This is a genomic window from Oceanisphaera avium (assembly GCF_002157875.1).
Classification (GTDB): domain Bacteria; phylum Pseudomonadota; class Gammaproteobacteria; order Enterobacterales; family Aeromonadaceae; genus Oceanimonas; species Oceanimonas avium.
In genome coordinates this window covers 1,354,663-1,370,723 of record NZ_CP021376.1, presented here as the reverse complement: position 1 = coordinate 1,370,723, position 16,061 = coordinate 1,354,663, and the positions used below count along the sequence as shown (strand labels likewise).

Here is a 16,061-nt window from a genome sequence, read left to right as displayed (position 1 = left end):
TTTTACTTAATATGGCTGGGGTACCAGGATTCGAACCTGGGAATGGCGAGATCAAAACCCGCTGCCTTACCGCTTGGCGATACCCCAATTTTTTATTACTCACTCAGTTACTGCTTAACCAGCGTTAAGCTAACTCAGTGTTATTTCCCCAGACTCATTAAGTTTATTGCACTTAATAACATCTTAAATATGGTGCGGAAGGCGAGACTTGAACTCGCACGCCTCTCGGCGCTAGAACCTAAATCTAGTGCGTCTACCAATTTCGCCACTCCCGCTAAAAAGTGGTGGCTATGGCGGGATTCGAACCTGCGACCCCATCATTATGAGTGATGTGCTCTAACCAACTGAGCTACATAGCCACTTCTGTAAACCGAGGCTAATATGCCTATTTTTCTTTTGAAAATCAAGGCTATTTTTAATCGATTTACATTGCAAATATTTATCTTTTTACAATAAATTCTTGTAACAAAGATGGCTGGGGTACCAGGATTCGAACCTGGGAATGGCGAGATCAAAACCCGCTGCCTTACCGCTTGGCGATACCCCAACAAAGATGGTTGATATTTATAGCATAAAATCAGCCATTTACAAATTTTTATCTTTTTACAAAGCGAACTCTGTAAGAAAGTGGCTGGGGTACCAGGATTCGAACCTGGGAATGGCGAGATCAAAACCCGCTGCCTTACCGCTTGGCGATACCCCAACTATGGTGGCTATGGCGGGATTCGAACCTGCGACCCCATCATTATGAGTGATGTGCTCTAACCAACTGAGCTACATAGCCACTGCTGTTCCTAATTTAATATGCAAGCGTTTGCCTAGACACATCTTGTTGGGAACGGGGCGCATTATGCGTACCCAAGTGATAAGCGTCAACCGCTTTTTAGACTTAAAAGACCTTATGGGGCTCGTTTGTCGATAAAGTAAACGCTTCGCCTGACTAATGAGCAAAATTAGCACCGAGCGCTTGGCGCTTAGCAAGATGAGCGGTGAGCTAAAAGTGTGCAGCAGAAAGAAGAGTAAAGATTAACGATTTTTTTGCCACGCACGAACAGGCAGCGCACGCAAATAGTAAGATGCGATAAGGGCCTAACCGCTTATTTATAGTAAAGGCGCTTCTCATTTAGGCTAGATGTTAGCTCTCACCCATAACGCGCTGTTTATTTTGTGCTTATCCTAGGTAAAAAGGGCGAGTGTCGTTACCAATCAAAGGCCTAAGTATTTTTGTAATAACTCATGATGTAAACGAAATAAAAAAGCACCGAACCTTATGGGAGCGGTGCTTTATTTTAGCTAGGCGTTGCTTTAAACGTTAAATAAGAAGTTCAATACGTCGCCGTCTTTCACCACATATTCTTTACCTTCGGCACGTTGTTTGCCGGCTTCTTTGGCGCCTTGCTCACCCTTAAAGGCAATAAAGTCGTCAAAGGCGATAGTTTGGGCGCGAATAAAGCCTTTTTCAAAGTCGGTATGAATTTTACCGGCCGCTTGGGGCGCGGTGGCACCCACGGGGATCGTCCAAGCACGAACTTCTTTTACACCGGCAGTAAAGTAGGTTTGTAAGTTCAGTAGCTCGTAACCGGCTCGGATCACGCGGTTAAGGCCAGGCTCTTCAATGCCTAAGTCGGTCATAAATTCCGCTGCTTCATCGGCATCTAGCTCGGCAATTTCCGACTCCATCTCGGCACATACGGGGACTACAATGGCGTTTTCGGCGGCGGCAATTTCGCGTACTTGATCCAAGTAAGGATTGTTTTCAAAGCCATCATCATTAACGTTAGCAATGTACATGGTGGGCTTAATGGTTAAGAAGTTTAAATAATCGATGGCTTCTTTCTCTTCTTTACTGAGCTCAACACTGCGCAGTACTTGGCCATTTTCTAATGCGGGTAACAATTTTTCTAAAACGCTCACTTCAAACTTAGCGTCTTTATCACCGCCTTTGGCTTTTTTACTGTTGCGCTGAATGGCCCGCTCACAGGTATCAAGATCCGCTAATGACAACTCAATATTAATGACTTCAATGTCGTCTTTAGGTGACACTTTACCGGCGACATGAATAATATTGTCGTTTTCAAAGCAGCGCACGACATGACCAATGGCATCGGTTTCTCGAATATTGGCTAAAAACTTATTGCCTAAGCCTTCTCCTTTAGACGCCCCTGCCACTAAGCCAGCGATATCTACAAACTCCATGGAGGTGGTTAAAATACGTTGCGGTTTTACGATCTCTGCCAGCGCATTTAGGCGATTATCTGGCACCGGAACGACGCCGGTATTAGGCTCTATGGTACAAAAAGGAAAGTTGGCCGCTTCAATGCCAGCTTTGGTAAGCGCGTTAAACAGAGTGGATTTACCGACGTTAGGTAAACCTACGATACCGCATTTAAAACCCATGATGTGTGTCCTGACTGTGATAACTAAAAGTAATGACTTTAAGATTGCTAAGCAAAAAGTTATGGAGTGGTGTCTGCATTAAAGGCATGCAGGCGATTCATCGCCTTATTAATGCCATCTTTAAATAAAATATCGGTACAACGGGCCGCTTCATCGACGGCGGCTTCTAATAAGCTGTGCTCAGGCGCCGGTGCTTTAGTAAGAACAAACCCCGCCACTTGAGATTTATGCCCTGGATGGCCAATGCCGATGCGCAGTCGATAAAAATCTTTATTATTGCCAAGGCTGCTTATCGAGTCGCGCAGGCCATTATGACCACCGTGGCCGCCGCCTTTTTTAAAACGCACGGTCCCAGGGTTGAGATCTAATTCATCATGGGCGATTAAGATCGCCTCGGGCTCAATTTGATAAAAATTGGCCATGGCGCCGACGGCTTTCCCTGATAAATTCATAAAGGTGGCCGGTACTAATAGCCGTACATCTTGGCCTTCAATGCGCGCGCGCGCTGTCCAACCAAAAAACTTGGCTTCTTCTTTAAGCGTGATACCGTGCATGCGTGCCAATTCGGCCACATACCAAACGCCAGCGTTATGGCGAGTTTGTGCGTATTCTGGCCCCGGATTACCGAGCCCAACAATGAGTTTGATAGGGGTCATATGCTAACTTGGCCGTGAAAAATTACGCCACATTCTAATTAAGAGCGCCAATAATGGCCACCTTAGTGGTAAGAAAGCGCCATAATAGCGCGAAAATGGCAGTAAAGAGAGAGTGCCAAGATTTTTAACGAAGGAATATGCATGTTTGAATTACTAGGCTGGGCATTGTTAGCTGGCGTTACGAATGCCTTAGCCGGTGGCGGTTTATTTTTTACGCTACCAGCTTTACTAGCACTTGGCGTGCCCAGTACTACGGCTGTAGCCACGGCCAACGTGGCCTCTTGGCCAGGTTATATCAGTGCCTTTTGGGGATTGCGCCGCCAATTAAGGGGCGCACCTATGGTGGCGCTCAGTGTTATTGGCATAGTGGGGGGGAGCTTAGGGGCCTTAGTGCTAGTGCAATTTGATGCCAGCCAATTTAATTATTGGGTACCTTGGCTGTTGCTTACCGTTAGCCTGTTATATGCCCGCCAACTACTAAGTAAAACCGGATTTGAAGGCCCATTAGTGCTGCGCCCATTAGCTTGGCCTTTGCTACTAAGTGGCAGTTTCTATGGCGGCTTTTTTGGTGGCGGCTTGGGCGTACTTTATATGTCCATTACGGGGCAGTTACGCATGGGCTCTAATTTAGAGCAACATGCTATTAAGCTTTATTTATCTCTGTTAGCCAGTGGCGCTACGATTGTGGTGTATTCGCTCTCAGGCTTAGTGTATTGGCAGGGTGGGCTAGTACTGGCACTGGGCTATTTGCTTGGCGGTAAATTAGGAGCGCAAGTATTAACTTGGGTCAATCCTAAGCTCTTAGCTTGGGGCATCGTCGCCTTTGGCATTGGCTTAAGCGGTTACTATTTTTTCAGGTTTTATAGTTAATTGGCCTCTTAAAAATTCCAGAATTTTTAACCCGCCGGTTTAGTCACTGGCCGTTATGCCGGGCTCGCCAACCCGCTGGTTTAGTCACTAGCCGTCATACCGGGCTTGCCCCGGTATCTCGTTTTTATCGTTAAGACCTAAGGCTAAAAGCCAGATCCTGGTTTTCATCAGGATGACGGCATAAAAAAGCCCCAGCCCCACGGCGTCATACGGGGCACGGCAACACGCCGGTTTTGGTTGTTGGCCGTCATAACGGGCTCGCCCCGGTATCTCGCACTTTTCTTTTTTCCTTTAAACCTAAGAGCAGGGCGATGTCCGGATGTGCGGCACCTGACGGCATAAAAAAAAACCCGAACCTTTGCGGGTTCGGGGTTTTATTTCGCTAGGCGCTCGGCGCTATGTTTTGCAACTTAATGCTCAAACATCGCTGAGATAGACTCTTCGTTGCTAATGCGACGAATGGCTTCTGCCAGCATAGGTGACAGTGATAACTGCTTCACTTTGTCTAGGGATTTAATTTCTTCGCTTAGCGGCACAGAGTCGGTAATGATCACTTCATCAATCACTGAGTCTTTGATGTTTTGATAAGCATTACCAGAGAACACGGCATGAGTGGCATAGGCGAATACGCGCTTAGCGCCACGCTCTTTCAGTGCTTCTGCAGCTTTGCACAAGGTGCCGCCGGTATCAATCATGTCATCGACAATCACACAATCGCGACCTTCAACATCACCAATAAGATTCATAACCTGAGAAACGTTGGCTCGAGGGCGGCGCTTATCGATAATGGCAATTTCAGTTTCATCTAGTAACTTAGCCACGGCGCGAGCGCGTACTACGCCACCAATGTCTGGTGATACAACTACGGCATCTTGCAGGTTTTTAGCCAACATATCTTCTAGTAGCACAGGTGTGCCAAATACATTGTCTACTGGCACATCAAAGAAGCCTTGAATTTGCTCGGCGTGCAAGTCAACGGTAAGCACGCGATCCACGCCCACACTCGATAAAAAGTCGGCGACTACCTTAGCGGTAATAGGCACACGAGAAGAGCGCACGCGTCTGTCTTGGCGAGCATAACCAAAGTAGGGGATAACGGCAGTAATTCGCCCAGCAGAGGCGCGGCGAAGCGCATCTACCATCACGATCAGTTCCATTAAATTATCGTTGGTTGGCGCACAGGTCGACTGGATGATAAACACATCGCCGCCCCGTACATTTTCGTTGATTTGCACACTGATCTCACCGTCACTAAAACGGCCAACATCGGCAGCACTCAGTTTAATAAACAAACGATCAGCGATACGTTGGGCGAGTTCCGGCGTAGCATTACCAGCAAACAGCTTCATGTCGGGCACGGTTGAAAACCTCGGGATTGTTTCATGGGTGGCGAGACTGGACGGGGCCGTGAACCCGTTATCACGAAATAAAATTTCGCTATCCAGCCCGTTTTGTAAATCTGGAGTATAAAAGTGCATCTTACAGGATGTTGAGTCAGATGACGCAAACGGCGAGATGGCGTAAGCCTTATCAACCTGTCGATCACACCTAACAGTCAATTAACCCTTGGAAACAAGAGCGAAAGTGGGCCCATCCCCAGTTTCTGGCATTGCTGTTGTGGCCATAGTTAACGCGCAAATTACCTTTAGCTCTTAGAGATTACCTAAGTGTTAAGCTAATTTGCGCTAACGTAACGAATTAACGCAACGCTAGGGCGCGAATTAATGGCGACTGATTACAGCCTTTCGCCACAAAACCTGACACGCCTGAAGGCGCCTTGGCTAATACTTGCTCTGCCGCCTGTTGAGTGTCAAAACTGGCGAAGATACAAGCACCTGTGCCCGTCATTCTTGGCGGCGCATATTCTACCAACCAGCCAAGGAGCTTGGCAACCTCGGGGTGGCGTTTTTTAACCAATGGCTCGCAATCATTGCGCCACTTCCCCTGTGGATGACTGCCACTTAACCAGTCTGCTAGGGCAAGTTTTGGACTATTGCGAATAAGCTCAGGCTCGTTAAAAATACCGGCCGTGGAGATGGAAATGTCTGGCCAAAGGATTAAATACCAAGGCTCAGCAGGAGCCACCGCAGTGAGCTGCTCGCCCACGCCCTCGGCAAAGGCGGCAAAGCCGTGCACAAATACCGGCACATCTGCGCCTAAGCGCAAGCCAAGCTCGGCTAATGCAGCGCGCGTTAACCCTAGCTGCCAAAGGTGATTTAGAGCCAATAAGGTAGTGGCGGCATCACTGGAGCCACCGCCTAAGCCACCGCCCATGGGTAAGCGCTTAGTTAGCTTAATCTGCGCGCCTTGTTGAGTGTGAGTGTGAGCTTGTAATAAACGAGCGGCTTTTATAATTAAATTTTGCTCAGGCTCAATATCGGCAGGGCCATCGATTAAGCTCAGCTGTCCTTGGGGTGCCAAGCTAAAGCTTAAGGTATCGCCAAAGTCGACAAACTGAAACAAGGTTTGTAATAAGTGATAACCGTCGGCACGCTGACCGGTAATGGTTAAAAATAAATTTAATTTAGCGGGCGCGGGAAGCACTAGCATGAGTAACTCTCTTAATCATAGAGGTATGAATAGCGCAATACATTTATGCTGAGCGTTGTAAGTACAACCTCAACTCTAAAACACCGCGCCACTGAGCAATAAAGATAAGAGTGACCTTCGCTAAGAGAAAAACCTTATCAATTAAGGCTTAGTGAATAGTAGTGAGTCACGCTATTTCAGTTGCCACTGGCTAATGGCGAGTCGTAATTGAGTGTCATCATGACTTAAATTCAGACGGCTTGGCAGCCACAAGCCATCAATTTGGGTATAGCCTAAATATTCTAATTCCCAGCCATGAGCTTGAATGGTCTTAGGGCGTTGATGCTCATCATAAATAACGGTATCGCCTGCTCCTGGTAGCCCTTTAATCCAATAAGCCAATTGTTCTACTGGTAAATTCCAGCCGGTGAGTTGCTGCACTAAGTCACGGGCATTTTGAGCCTGATGCACTTGGCCTTTACTGTCGGTTAATTGCACTCGTTGTCCGGTGCGGCTTAAGTCAAACACGCGCTTGCCCACGACATTGGTTAAGTTCATGCGATAATCTTGGCTGTTTTGTCGCCAAAATAAACTTAAACTGCCTCTTTCATCGGGAGTAACGATGCCAAGCTTGGCGCTAAGTTGCCAATCTTGCAGTTGTGATAACGTTTTTTGTTGTGCTTGCCAAGAGCCAGCGGGCGCTTGCTCAGCCTTGTAGGCACAGCCTGTTAGCCATAATAGCGTGAACATTATCAGTAGATTGCGCACGTTTAATCCTCAATAAAAAATGAAAGCTAAGTATAAGGGTAAGCGTCTCAGCTTTTAAAGGCTTAGTGTTTCTCGTACAATACTCGGCTACTTGAAAGATGTAACGAGCCGCATACAACCCTCATGAGCCTGTTGGTACTGGGAATTAATCATAAGACAGCATCCGTCGCACTACGCGAGCGAGTTGCATTTGGTCCTGAAGTGGCTCCTAGAGCCCTACAGGAGCTCATGTGTACCCAAGGCGTAGGTGAGGCGGTGATACTGTCAACCTGTAATCGCACGGAACTCTATTGTAGCTTAGAGCCGGAAGGTGATAGCCATTTGGTGCGTATGTGGCTGCAAAATTTTCATCAATTAGATGAAAATGAGCTCAATAGCTGCTTATACCAATATCACGGTGAAGAAGCGGTGCGCCATTTAATGCGTGTCTCCTGTGGTCTGGACTCTTTAGTCTTGGGTGAGCCACAAATTTTGGGGCAAATGAAGCTGGCTTATACCCAGTCGCAAAAAGTGGGTAGCCTTAAAGGCACGCTAGATCGCATGTTCCAAAAAACCTTTTCTGTGGCGAAACGGGTGCGCACCGAAACCGAAATTGGTGCCAGTGCCGTGTCGGTGGCATTTGCCGCGGTGAGTTTAGCTAAGCGCATTTTCTCCGACTTAAGTCACACCAAGGTGCTATTAGTTGGGGCTGGTGAAACCATTGAGCTGGTGGCGCGACATTTAAAAGAACAAGCAGTCAGTCAGATGATGGTCGCCAACCGTACCTTGGAGCGTGCGCAAAACTTAGCCCAAGAGTTTGATGCCAAGATCATGACGCTCGAGCAAATACCCGATTATTTACCGCAAGCGGACATAGTGATCAGCTCCACCGCCAGTCCTTTACCCATTATTGGTAAAGGCTTAGTGGAGCGCGCCTTAAAAGCACGGCGCCAACAGCCGATTTTATTGGTCGATATTGCCGTGCCCAGAGACATTGAGCCAGAAGTGGATGAGCTAAACGACGCCTACTTATATACGGTGGACGATCTGCAAGGCATTATTGAGCAAAATATGGCCACTCGCCAACAAGCGGCTAATCAGGCAGAGATCATCATTGAAGAAGAGCGTGACAACTTTATGGCCTGGTATCGCTCGCTTGAGTCGGTCAAACTCATTCAAGATTATCGCGGTCATGCAGAGCAGGTATGCCAACAAGAATTATTATTAGCGCTGCAAGCACTTGCCCAAGGCAAAGATAGCCAACAAGTGCTGCAGCGTTTAGCACGCCGCCTCACCAATAAATTGATCCACACGCCCACTCAGGCACTCAACCAAGCGGGTAAAGACGGCAATCAAGACTTGCTAACCGTGCTTGCCCATAATTTAAAACTTGGCCAACACTGATTGCGCCACGGCGAGAATTCATGAATAAATCCATATTAAGAAAGCTAGAAGGCTTACAAGAGCGCCATGAGGAAATTCAAGCACTGTTAAGTGAAGCCTCGGTGATCAGCGATCAAGAGCAATATCGCACCCTCACTAAAGAATACGCCCAGTTAGAAGATGTGGTGGCTTGTTATGTTAACTACTGCCAAGCACAAGCCGACTTAGCGGCCGCACAAGAAATGCTCGCCGAAGATGATGAAGAAATGCGCGAGATGGCAGAAGAAGAAATGGCCACCGCCAAAGAAACCATTGCGGAGCTTAGCCACCAGCTGCAAATTTTATTACTGCCAAAAGATCCTAATGACGATAATAACTGTTTCTTAGAGCTGCGCGCCGGTGCCGGTGGCGATGAAGCGGCCATTTTTGCGGGCGACTTATTTCGCATGTACAGCAAATATGCCGAGCAACAGCGCTGGCAAATTGAAATTGTGAGCGTTCATGAAGGTGAGCATGGCGGCTTTAAAGAACTTATCGCTCATATTAGTGGCACCGGCGTATACGGTAAGATGAAGTTTGAGTCCGGTGGGCATCGGGTGCAGCGCGTACCCGAAACCGAGTCTCAAGGACGGGTGCACACCTCTGCTTGTACTGTGGCTATCATGGCAGAAATTCCTGAAGCCGAAGCCATTGTCATTAATCCTGCGGATATTCGCGTGGACACCTTTCGTGCCTCGGGTGCTGGTGGTCAGCACGTAAACAAAACTGACTCTGCCATTCGTATTACGCACTTACCCACCGGCTTAGTGGTAGAGTGCCAAGATGGGCGCTCGCAACATAAAAACCGGGCCCAGGCGATGAAGGTATTAAACTCGCGTCTTGCTCAGCGTGAAGAAGATATTCGCCACGCCGCCGAGCAAGATGTGCGCCGTAATTTATTAAGTACCGGTGATCGCTCCGATCGCATTCGTACCTATAACTACCCGCAAGGGCGAGTATCGGATCACCGCATTAACTTAACGCTCTATCGCTTACATGAAGTGTTAGAAGGCAACCTAGATATGCTGACCCAGCCTATCTTGCAAGAGCATCAAGCCGATATGCTGGCGGCTTTGTCTGAGTCTTAATGGTGATGAGTGTATGACGTTAGCGCAATGGCGACATCGACTGCGTGAGCAGCTAACAAACTCGGACACTGCAGCGCTCGATGCCGACTTATTATTGTGTCATGTGCTAGCAAAACCTCGGCATTTCTTACTCAGTTGGCCAGAGTATCAACTCACAGCAGCGCAGCTAAGTGAGTTAACAGCCTTAGTCACTCGCCGCAAGCTTGGCGAGCCTATTGCGCATTTAACGAAAGAGCGGGGCTTTTGGACTTTATTACTCGAAGTTTCCGCCGATACCTTAATACCTCGCCCCGACACCGAGCTTATGATTGAAGCGGCGCTCGAGTTGCTGCCAAATAGCCCAGCCAAACTGGTGGACTTAGGCACCGGCACCGGCGCGATTGCCTTAGCGCTTAAAAGTGAACGGCCTCACGATTGCGTGATGGCGGTGGAGTTTAATGCCAATGCCGTGGCATTAGCAAAGCGCAATAGCGCGCGTCTTGGGCTAGATATTGAAGTGCACCATGGCAGTTGGTTTGAGCCGCTAGCGGGAATGACCTTTGATATGATCTTATCTAATCCCCCTTATATTGACGTAACAGATCCTCATTTAGAGCAAGGCGATCTGCGCTTTGAGCCGGCTTCTGCGTTAGTGGCGCCGCAGGCGGGGCTGGCAGATTTAGTGCATCTTATTCGCCAAGCTCCCCATTATTTAACAGCACAAGGCTGGCTGTTGCTAGAGCACGGCTGGCAACAAGGGGCACAAGTGCGCGATTACTGCACCCAACACGGTTATCAAAGCGTACAAACGCGGTGTGATTATGGCGGTAATGAGCGTATCACCTTGGCTCAGTGGTCTGGGAGGCTGCATGTCTAACAAGTACAACATTGACGATAATTTATTTTTTGATATTGAATTAGAAGATAGTCTGCAAGATGAGGACAACGACGCTGAGCCTATGGTTATTACCGCTAAGCGTCGGCTCGCAACTCTTGATGAGCAGAGCAGCACCAGCGAAGCGCATCGCTGTGAAATAAACGAAATGATAGCTGCGAATGCGCGCATGCTTAATAGCCAAGTGAGCAGAAGCTGGCAAGTGGATGCGCTACCGAGCTTAATGACCATGGCGCTCGATATTGTAGAAAGCTTATATGGCCTCCCCGCGCGTACGCGTGCCCAACATGACTTAGCCCAATTGGAAGCCGAGCTTGCCAGCTATATGGCACAAGATAGTGAAGGCATGTTGCCCAGCCAACAACTGTTGGCCGCCTTATATGGCCCCATGGGCTTAGTGGGCGATTGGGAGCAATTTTTTGCGGTCGATAACTGCTTAATGGATCGTATTTTAAGCCGTCGGCGCGGTATTCCCGTGAGCATGGCGGTGTTATTGCTGCACTTATGTGAGCACTTTAATATTGAGGCCGAGGGCATTAACTTTCCAGGTCACTTTTTAGTGCGCGTATTTGATGAATTAACGGCCAAAGACTCATTAGAAAAAAGTGCTGAGATCAACCTAGAGCGCTGTGCCGCCAGCCAGATTATTGATCCTTTTAGTGGCCAGCGCTTAAGTCATCACCATATTGAGTTATTGCTGCGCGGGGCGCGTGGCAACTTAGCTAAATTAAGTGCTAAGCACTTAGTGGCAGCTGAGCCGCTAGATATTATTTTGCGCCTTCTCGATGTCACTAAAGCATCGTTTATTCATCATAAACATTTTCGCCATGCGCTGATGTGCAGCCAGTTGCTAATTTCATTGCGCCCCGACTGTCCCTTAGAGCGCCGCGATCGGGGCTTTTTATATGAACAGCTCGAGTGTCATCAACTAGCCAGCGAAGACTTTGAATATTTTATTGAACAATGCCCAGACGATCCGCTGGCGGATGTATTACAAGTACAAGCCTTGGCATTGGACTTGCTCGCCCCTGTCCTTCATTAGGAGCCGTGATGAAAACCGTTCATATTAATCAGATCCCTGTGGCTAACGATAAACCCTTTGTGTTATTTGGGGGCATTAACGTTTTAGAGTCGCGCGACCTTGCCCTAAAAAGCTGTGAGCACTTTGTACAGATCACCGAAAAGCTCGGCATTCCTTATGTCTTTAAAGCCAGCTGGGATAAAGCCAATCGCTCTTCTATTTATTCTTATCGCGGCCCAGGCTTAGAAGAGGGCATGAAGCTTTTGCAAGAAGTGAAAGATACTTTTAAGGTGTCGATTATTACCGACTTGCATGAACCCTATCAGGCCCCCATTGTGGCTGAAGTGGCCGATGTCATTCAACTGCCGGCTTTTTTAGCTCGCCAAACTGACTTAGTGGAAGCCATGGCAAAAACAGGGCGGGTGATTAATATTAAAAAACCGCAGTTTTTAAGCCCAGGACAGATGAAAAATATCGTTGATAAGTTTATTGAATGCGGTAATGAGCAACTCTTGCTGTGCGAGCGAGGCGCAAACTTTGGTTACGATAATTTAGTGGTGGATATGCTGGGCTTTGGCGTAATGAAAAAAGCCAGCCAAGGGGCGCCGATTATTTTTGATGTTACGCACGCTTTACAGTGTCGAGATCCGCTCGGCGAAGCCTCTGGCGGGCGGCGTGAGCAAATTGTTGATCTGGCTCGTGCCGGCTTGGCTACCGGAGTGGCAGGGTTATTTTTAGAAGCTCACCCTGATCCCGCTAATGCAAAATGTGATGGCCCCAGTGCCTTACCGCTGGCCAAGCTTGAGCCTTTTTTAGCGCAGCTTAAGGCCTTAGATGACTTAATCAAAAGCTTTGCGCTGCTAGATACGGCGAACTGAGCGCGTTTGCTAAAATAAAACCCCGAGCCTGATTGCAGGCGCGGGGTTTTTTTGTAGCGTATCCTGATGAAAATTAGGATCTGGTGTTAGTCTTTAGCCCTTAACCATCACTGCGAGATACCGGAGCAAGTCCGGCATGACGGCCCATAACTAAGAGCAGCGTCCAGCATCAAGCTAAAATAAAAAGCACCGAGCTCAAACTCGGTGCTTTTTTGTCGTCATCCTGATGAAAATCAGGATCTGGTGTTAGTCTTTATCTCTTAATAATAAAGCCGCTTAAGAGTTTTTAGCAGTCAATGTGACTTTTAGCTTAGGGCGATGCGCCGTGGGTTCATTATAGAGATCATCCTTAAAGAGCGCTTTATTGACCACCAAATCCAGTGGTGCAAAATCATCCACGTTAATGGTCTGTAAGCGGCTAGTTTCGGCTTTGCTTAATATGGCTGCTTGTTCTTGAGTAATAATTTCTGCGCTTAGGGCTTCTTCGCCTAGCTTATCTAAACCGGTGAAGGGGCGCCGCCCCAGCACATCCACTATTTTATTATAAATAGGCTCTGCTTGTTCAATATCCAGTAAGGCCTGCTCTAGCATGCCCAGCGGATTGCTTGCCTCAGGCGTAAGGTATAAATCTTTCGCCAGTGCATCGCGCACCCCACCGGTATTTTGTAGTGAACGCGCTACGACTTTATCTAAGCGATCCGAGGGTGCCATTAAACGCGGGCCCCAGGGCATAATGATCACATCCAATAATAGCGCGGTTAAGCGTGAAGGAAAGTTGTCTAATAATCCTAGCATTGCGCTTTGCGCCTGATATAAGCCATCTTGGCAAGCCCAGTGTACCAAAGGTAAGAGCGCCTCAGGGCGGCCTTCATCATTAAAGCGCTTTAAGGTGGCGGACACTAAATAAAGCTGACTTAAGATATCGCCAAGCCGCGCCGAGAGTCGCTCTTTTCGTTTAAGCTCGCCACCTAAGGTAGCCATAGAAATATCAGATAATAGGCTTAAGTTGGCGCTTAAGCGGTTCATATGGCGATAATAGGGGCGGTGGCATCCGTGACGGGACTCATGCTAAAGCGAGCATTAGTGAGGCCTAACCATAAACTGGCCACCAGGTTGCTAATAGCAAAGCCAATATGACCAAACACAGCGGCATCAAATTGGCGCAGTGCGCTCTGCGGGTCGGGGACTTGTGCTGCTAACATTTCTTTTAATACAAAAGGGTGGCAACGAATAGCGCCTTGGCCGTAGATGATCATAGAGCGCGTTAAAATATTTGCGCCTTCGACTGTGATGGCGATGGGAGCGCCTTGGTAGCCACGGGCTAAATAGTTATTAGGCCCTAAACAAATGCCTTTGCCGCCATGAATATCCATAGCATCAATTAAACATTGCTGACTGCGATGAGTAAGATGGTATTTCACAATGGCTGAAATTACTGAGGGTTTTTCACCCATATCTATGCCGGTGACGGTGAGCTGACTTGCCGCATCAGAAAGATAGGCATTACCGCCAAGGCGTGCCAAGGGTTCTTCAATCCCCTCCATCTTGCCAATAGGAATACGAAACTGGCGACGAATTCGACTATAAGCGCCCGATGCTAATGCAGACAGACGAGTGCCAGCAGTGGCGGTAGAGGGAAGAGTGATGCCACGCCCCACCGATAGACACTCTGACAACATGCGCCATCCTTGTCCGGCCATCTCGGGCCCGCCAATAATAAAGCTTAAGGGCACAAAGACATTTTGACCTTGGGTTGGGCCGTTTTGAAAAGGCACGTTCAGCGGAAAATGGCGCCGGCCAATGGTAATGCCGGCTAAGTCGGTAGGAATTAAGGCACAAGTAATGCCTAAGTTTGGCTTATTACCCAATAAGGCATCTGGGTCTTGTAGCTTAAAAGCCAAGCCTAGTACGGTAGCAATAGGCGCGAGCGTAATATAGCGTTTATTCCATGTTAAGCGCATACCAAGCACTTGCTCGCCTTGCCATTCCCCTTTACAAATAATGCCCACATCGGGAATTGCGCCGGCATCAGAGCCTGCTTCAGGGCCGGTGAGCGCAAAACAGGGAATTTCTTCTCCCGCTGCTAGACGGGGTAAATAATAATCTTTTTGGGCTGTGGTGCCATAGTGCTGCAATAGCTCACCCGGCCCAAGGGAGTTGGGCACACCTACCGTAGAAGCTAACACGGCGCTGGTGGTACAGAGTTTTTGTAATACCCGAGACTGAGCATAAGCAGAGAATTCTAAGCCGCCATATTGTTTTTTAATGATCATGGCAAAAAACTTATGCTCTTTTAAATAGGCCCACACCTCGGGTGATAAGTCGGCTAATTCATGAGTGACTTGCCAGTCGTTGGTCATGCGGCAAACTTCGGCCACCGGCCCATCTAAGAACGCTTGTTCTTCTTCGCTAAGCTTAGGTTTTGGAAAAGCGTGCAACCGCTCCCAGTTTGGTTTGCCTGCAAATAGCTCAGCTTCCCACCAGACGGTGCCGGCTTCTATGGCCTCACGCTCGGTTCTCGACATTTGGGGCATAATGCGCTTATACAGTCGAAACATAGGCGCACTGAGTAGAGAGGTGCGCAGCGCTAAGATATTAATAAGGGCGGCCACCAGCACAAAGATAAGCCAGCTTGCGGGGCCTACTTCACCCCATAAGGTGCCAGCGATTAAGATGACAGCGGTGGTAATAGTAAAAGTGCCTAACGGCGCGCGGCGATAGGCCAACACTCCCCAAGCAAGCAAGAGCAGTAGTAGGGTTATCATCAAACACTCCTTTGGCAGGGAATTATGTAAAGTCAGGTCAGACCTGTATGTGATTAGTTGTAAGGTATACAAATGTTTAAATCAAGTAATGAAAAAGTTAACGGCGTTACTTAGCTACTGTTATTAATTAAGTGAACTGTGAATGGTGCGCCTTCTCAAGGCACCACGGCGCTGGGCGCTTGGCGTAATCTATGCCAAAATAGATTTTTTGTGAGTGAGAGGCAATTCCATGTATCAGAGTCTGATCCGCAACGAACTGATAGAAGCGAGTGAGGTGCTACAGCGCTTCTTAGCCGATGACAATAATTTAGCGGCAATTGAGCAGGCTGCTAAGTTATTGGCTGAGCGTTTTAAGGCCGGCTCAAAAGTATTGTCTTGTGGTAATGGCGGCTCTCACTGTGATGCCATGCACTTTGCCGAAGAATTAACGGGGCGCTATCGAGAAAATCGCCCTGGCTATGCGGCCATTGCCATCTCAGATCCTAGCCATATTTCTTGTGTGGCCAATGATTTTGGTTTTGAATTTGTCTTTTCACGCTATTTAGAAGCCGTGGGTCAGCCAGGGGATGTGCTGTTTGGTTTATCTACTAGCGGTAATTCAGCCAATATTATTAATGCGATTACTGCTGCTAAGGCGAAGGGCATTAAAGTTATCGCACTCACTGGTAAAGATGGCGGCAAGATGGCGGGTCTGGCAGACATTGAAATCCGAGTTCCTCATTTTGGTTATGCAGATCGTATCCAAGAAGTGCACATTAAGATTATTCATATTTTGATCCAATTAATTGAAAAAGAAATGGAGCAAGCGTAACTA

At 48.0% G+C, this 16,061-nt stretch carries 12 protein-coding genes, 6 tRNA genes and 1 pseudogene; 7 read left to right on the top strand and 12 right to left on the bottom strand.

The window, feature by feature from the left end:
• Window positions 1-12: 12 nt before the first annotated feature.
• The 8 genes from CBP12_RS06290 to pth form a co-directional block, all read right to left on the bottom strand.
• Window positions 13-87, bottom strand: a tRNA-Gln gene (locus CBP12_RS06290).
• Window positions 88-190: 103 nt separating this feature from the next.
• Window positions 191-275: transfer RNA gene (locus CBP12_RS06285), tRNA-Leu, on the bottom strand.
• A gap of 7 nt (window positions 276-282) precedes the next feature.
• A tRNA-Met gene (locus tag CBP12_RS06280) sits at window positions 283-359 on the bottom strand.
• A gap of 113 nt (window positions 360-472) precedes the next feature.
• Window positions 473-547 (bottom strand) — tRNA-Gln (locus tag CBP12_RS06275).
• 81 nt (window positions 548-628) lie between these two features.
• Window positions 629-703, bottom strand: a tRNA-Gln gene (locus tag CBP12_RS06270).
• 4 nt (window positions 704-707) lie between these two features.
• Window positions 708-784 (bottom strand) — tRNA-Met (locus CBP12_RS06265).
• 521 nt (window positions 785-1,305) lie between these two features.
• Complete coding sequence (gene ychF, locus CBP12_RS06260; RefSeq protein WP_086963680.1) at window positions 1,306-2,397, bottom strand: redox-regulated ATPase YchF; 1,092 nt, start codon at window positions 2,395-2,397, stop codon at window positions 1,306-1,308.
• A gap of 59 nt (window positions 2,398-2,456) precedes the next feature.
• Window positions 2,457-3,053: an aminoacyl-tRNA hydrolase gene (gene pth / locus CBP12_RS06255; RefSeq protein ID WP_086963679.1), complete on the bottom strand. Its 597-nt coding sequence runs from the start codon at window positions 3,051-3,053 to the stop codon at window positions 2,457-2,459.
• A gap of 141 nt (window positions 3,054-3,194) precedes the next feature.
• Here pth and CBP12_RS06250 point away from each other — a divergent pair, with 141 nt between their 5' ends.
• The gene (locus CBP12_RS06250; protein ID WP_086963678.1) at window positions 3,195-3,923 is read left to right on the top strand and encodes a sulfite exporter TauE/SafE family protein; all 729 of its coding nucleotides are present in this window, start codon (window positions 3,195-3,197) and stop codon (window positions 3,921-3,923) included.
• 410 nt (window positions 3,924-4,333) lie between these two features.
• Here the strand turns inward: CBP12_RS06250 and CBP12_RS06245 are convergent, their stop codons facing one another.
• From CBP12_RS06245 to lolB, 3 genes are all read right to left on the bottom strand, one after another.
• Entirely contained in the window at window positions 4,334-5,281 is a 948-nt protein-coding gene (locus CBP12_RS06245; RefSeq protein ID WP_157420059.1) for a ribose-phosphate pyrophosphokinase, read from the bottom strand.
• Window positions 5,282-5,621: 340 nt separating this feature from the next.
• A complete protein-coding gene (gene ispE / locus CBP12_RS06240; RefSeq protein ID WP_086963677.1) occupies window positions 5,622-6,473 on the bottom strand; it encodes a 4-(cytidine 5'-diphospho)-2-C-methyl-D-erythritol kinase in 852 nt (283 codons plus the stop codon).
• 171 nt (window positions 6,474-6,644) lie between these two features.
• Window positions 6,645-7,220: a lipoprotein insertase outer membrane protein LolB gene (lolB, locus tag CBP12_RS06235; protein WP_157420057.1), complete on the bottom strand. Its 576-nt coding sequence runs from the start codon at window positions 7,218-7,220 to the stop codon at window positions 6,645-6,647.
• Window positions 7,221-7,343: 123 nt separating this feature from the next.
• On the opposite strand from lolB, the gene hemA reads away from it, so the two are divergent.
• From hemA to kdsA, 5 genes are read left to right on the top strand one after another with little or no spacing between them, the layout of a single operon-like run.
• Window positions 7,344-8,603 (top strand): glutamyl-tRNA reductase, encoded by a 1,260-nt coding sequence (gene hemA / locus CBP12_RS06230; RefSeq protein ID WP_086963675.1) that lies wholly within the window; start codon window positions 7,344-7,346, stop codon window positions 8,601-8,603.
• A 20-nt stretch (window positions 8,604-8,623) separates the two neighbouring features.
• Complete coding sequence (prfA, locus tag CBP12_RS06225; RefSeq protein ID WP_086963674.1) at window positions 8,624-9,709, top strand: peptide chain release factor 1; 1,086 nt, start codon at window positions 8,624-8,626, stop codon at window positions 9,707-9,709.
• Between the two features lie 13 nt (window positions 9,710-9,722).
• Entirely contained in the window at window positions 9,723-10,565 is an 843-nt protein-coding gene (gene prmC / locus CBP12_RS06220; RefSeq protein ID WP_086963673.1) for a peptide chain release factor N(5)-glutamine methyltransferase, read from the top strand.
• The gene (locus CBP12_RS06215; protein ID WP_232455169.1) at window positions 10,558-11,625 is read left to right on the top strand and encodes a SirB1 family protein; all 1,068 of its coding nucleotides are present in this window, start codon (window positions 10,558-10,560) and stop codon (window positions 11,623-11,625) included. The genes prmC and CBP12_RS06215 overlap by 8 nt, the downstream gene beginning before the upstream one ends.
• A gap of 8 nt (window positions 11,626-11,633) precedes the next feature.
• Window positions 11,634-12,482, top strand: a complete 849-nt coding sequence (gene kdsA / locus CBP12_RS06210; protein WP_086963672.1) for a 3-deoxy-8-phosphooctulonate synthase — start codon at window positions 11,634-11,636, stop codon at window positions 12,480-12,482.
• 276 nt (window positions 12,483-12,758) lie between these two features.
• Here the strand turns inward: kdsA and fadE are convergent.
• Window positions 12,759-15,247, bottom strand: a pseudogene (fadE, locus tag CBP12_RS06205) (acyl-CoA dehydrogenase FadE).
• A 229-nt stretch (window positions 15,248-15,476) separates the two neighbouring features.
• Between fadE and lpcA the strand changes: the two are divergent.
• Window positions 15,477-16,058, top strand: coding sequence for a D-sedoheptulose 7-phosphate isomerase (gene lpcA / locus CBP12_RS06200; RefSeq protein ID WP_086963671.1), 582 nt, complete (start codon window positions 15,477-15,479; stop codon window positions 16,056-16,058).
• Window positions 16,059-16,061 lie beyond the last annotated feature (3 nt).

Coding starts and splice junctions, on each gene's coding strand:
- CBP12_RS06215 (WP_232455169.1), top strand. CDS start 10,558: ATGTCTAACAAGTACAACATTGACGATAATTTATTTTTTGATATTGAA.
- prmC (WP_086963673.1), top strand. CDS start 9,723: ATGACGTTAGCGCAATGGCGACATCGACTGCGTGAGCAGCTAACAAAC.
- ispE (WP_086963677.1), bottom strand. CDS start 6,473: ATGCTAGTGCTTCCCGCGCCCGCTAAATTAAATTTATTTTTAACCATT.
- kdsA (WP_086963672.1), top strand. CDS start 11,634: ATGAAAACCGTTCATATTAATCAGATCCCTGTGGCTAACGATAAACCC.
- CBP12_RS06250 (WP_086963678.1), top strand. CDS start 3,195: ATGTTTGAATTACTAGGCTGGGCATTGTTAGCTGGCGTTACGAATGCC.
- pth (WP_086963679.1), bottom strand. CDS start 3,053: ATGACCCCTATCAAACTCATTGTTGGGCTCGGTAATCCGGGGCCAGAA.
- prfA (WP_086963674.1), top strand. CDS start 8,624: ATGAATAAATCCATATTAAGAAAGCTAGAAGGCTTACAAGAGCGCCAT.
- lpcA (WP_086963671.1), top strand. CDS start 15,477: ATGTATCAGAGTCTGATCCGCAACGAACTGATAGAAGCGAGTGAGGTG.
- ychF (WP_086963680.1), bottom strand. CDS start 2,397: ATGGGTTTTAAATGCGGTATCGTAGGTTTACCTAACGTCGGTAAATCC.
- hemA (WP_086963675.1), top strand. CDS start 7,344: ATGAGCCTGTTGGTACTGGGAATTAATCATAAGACAGCATCCGTCGCA.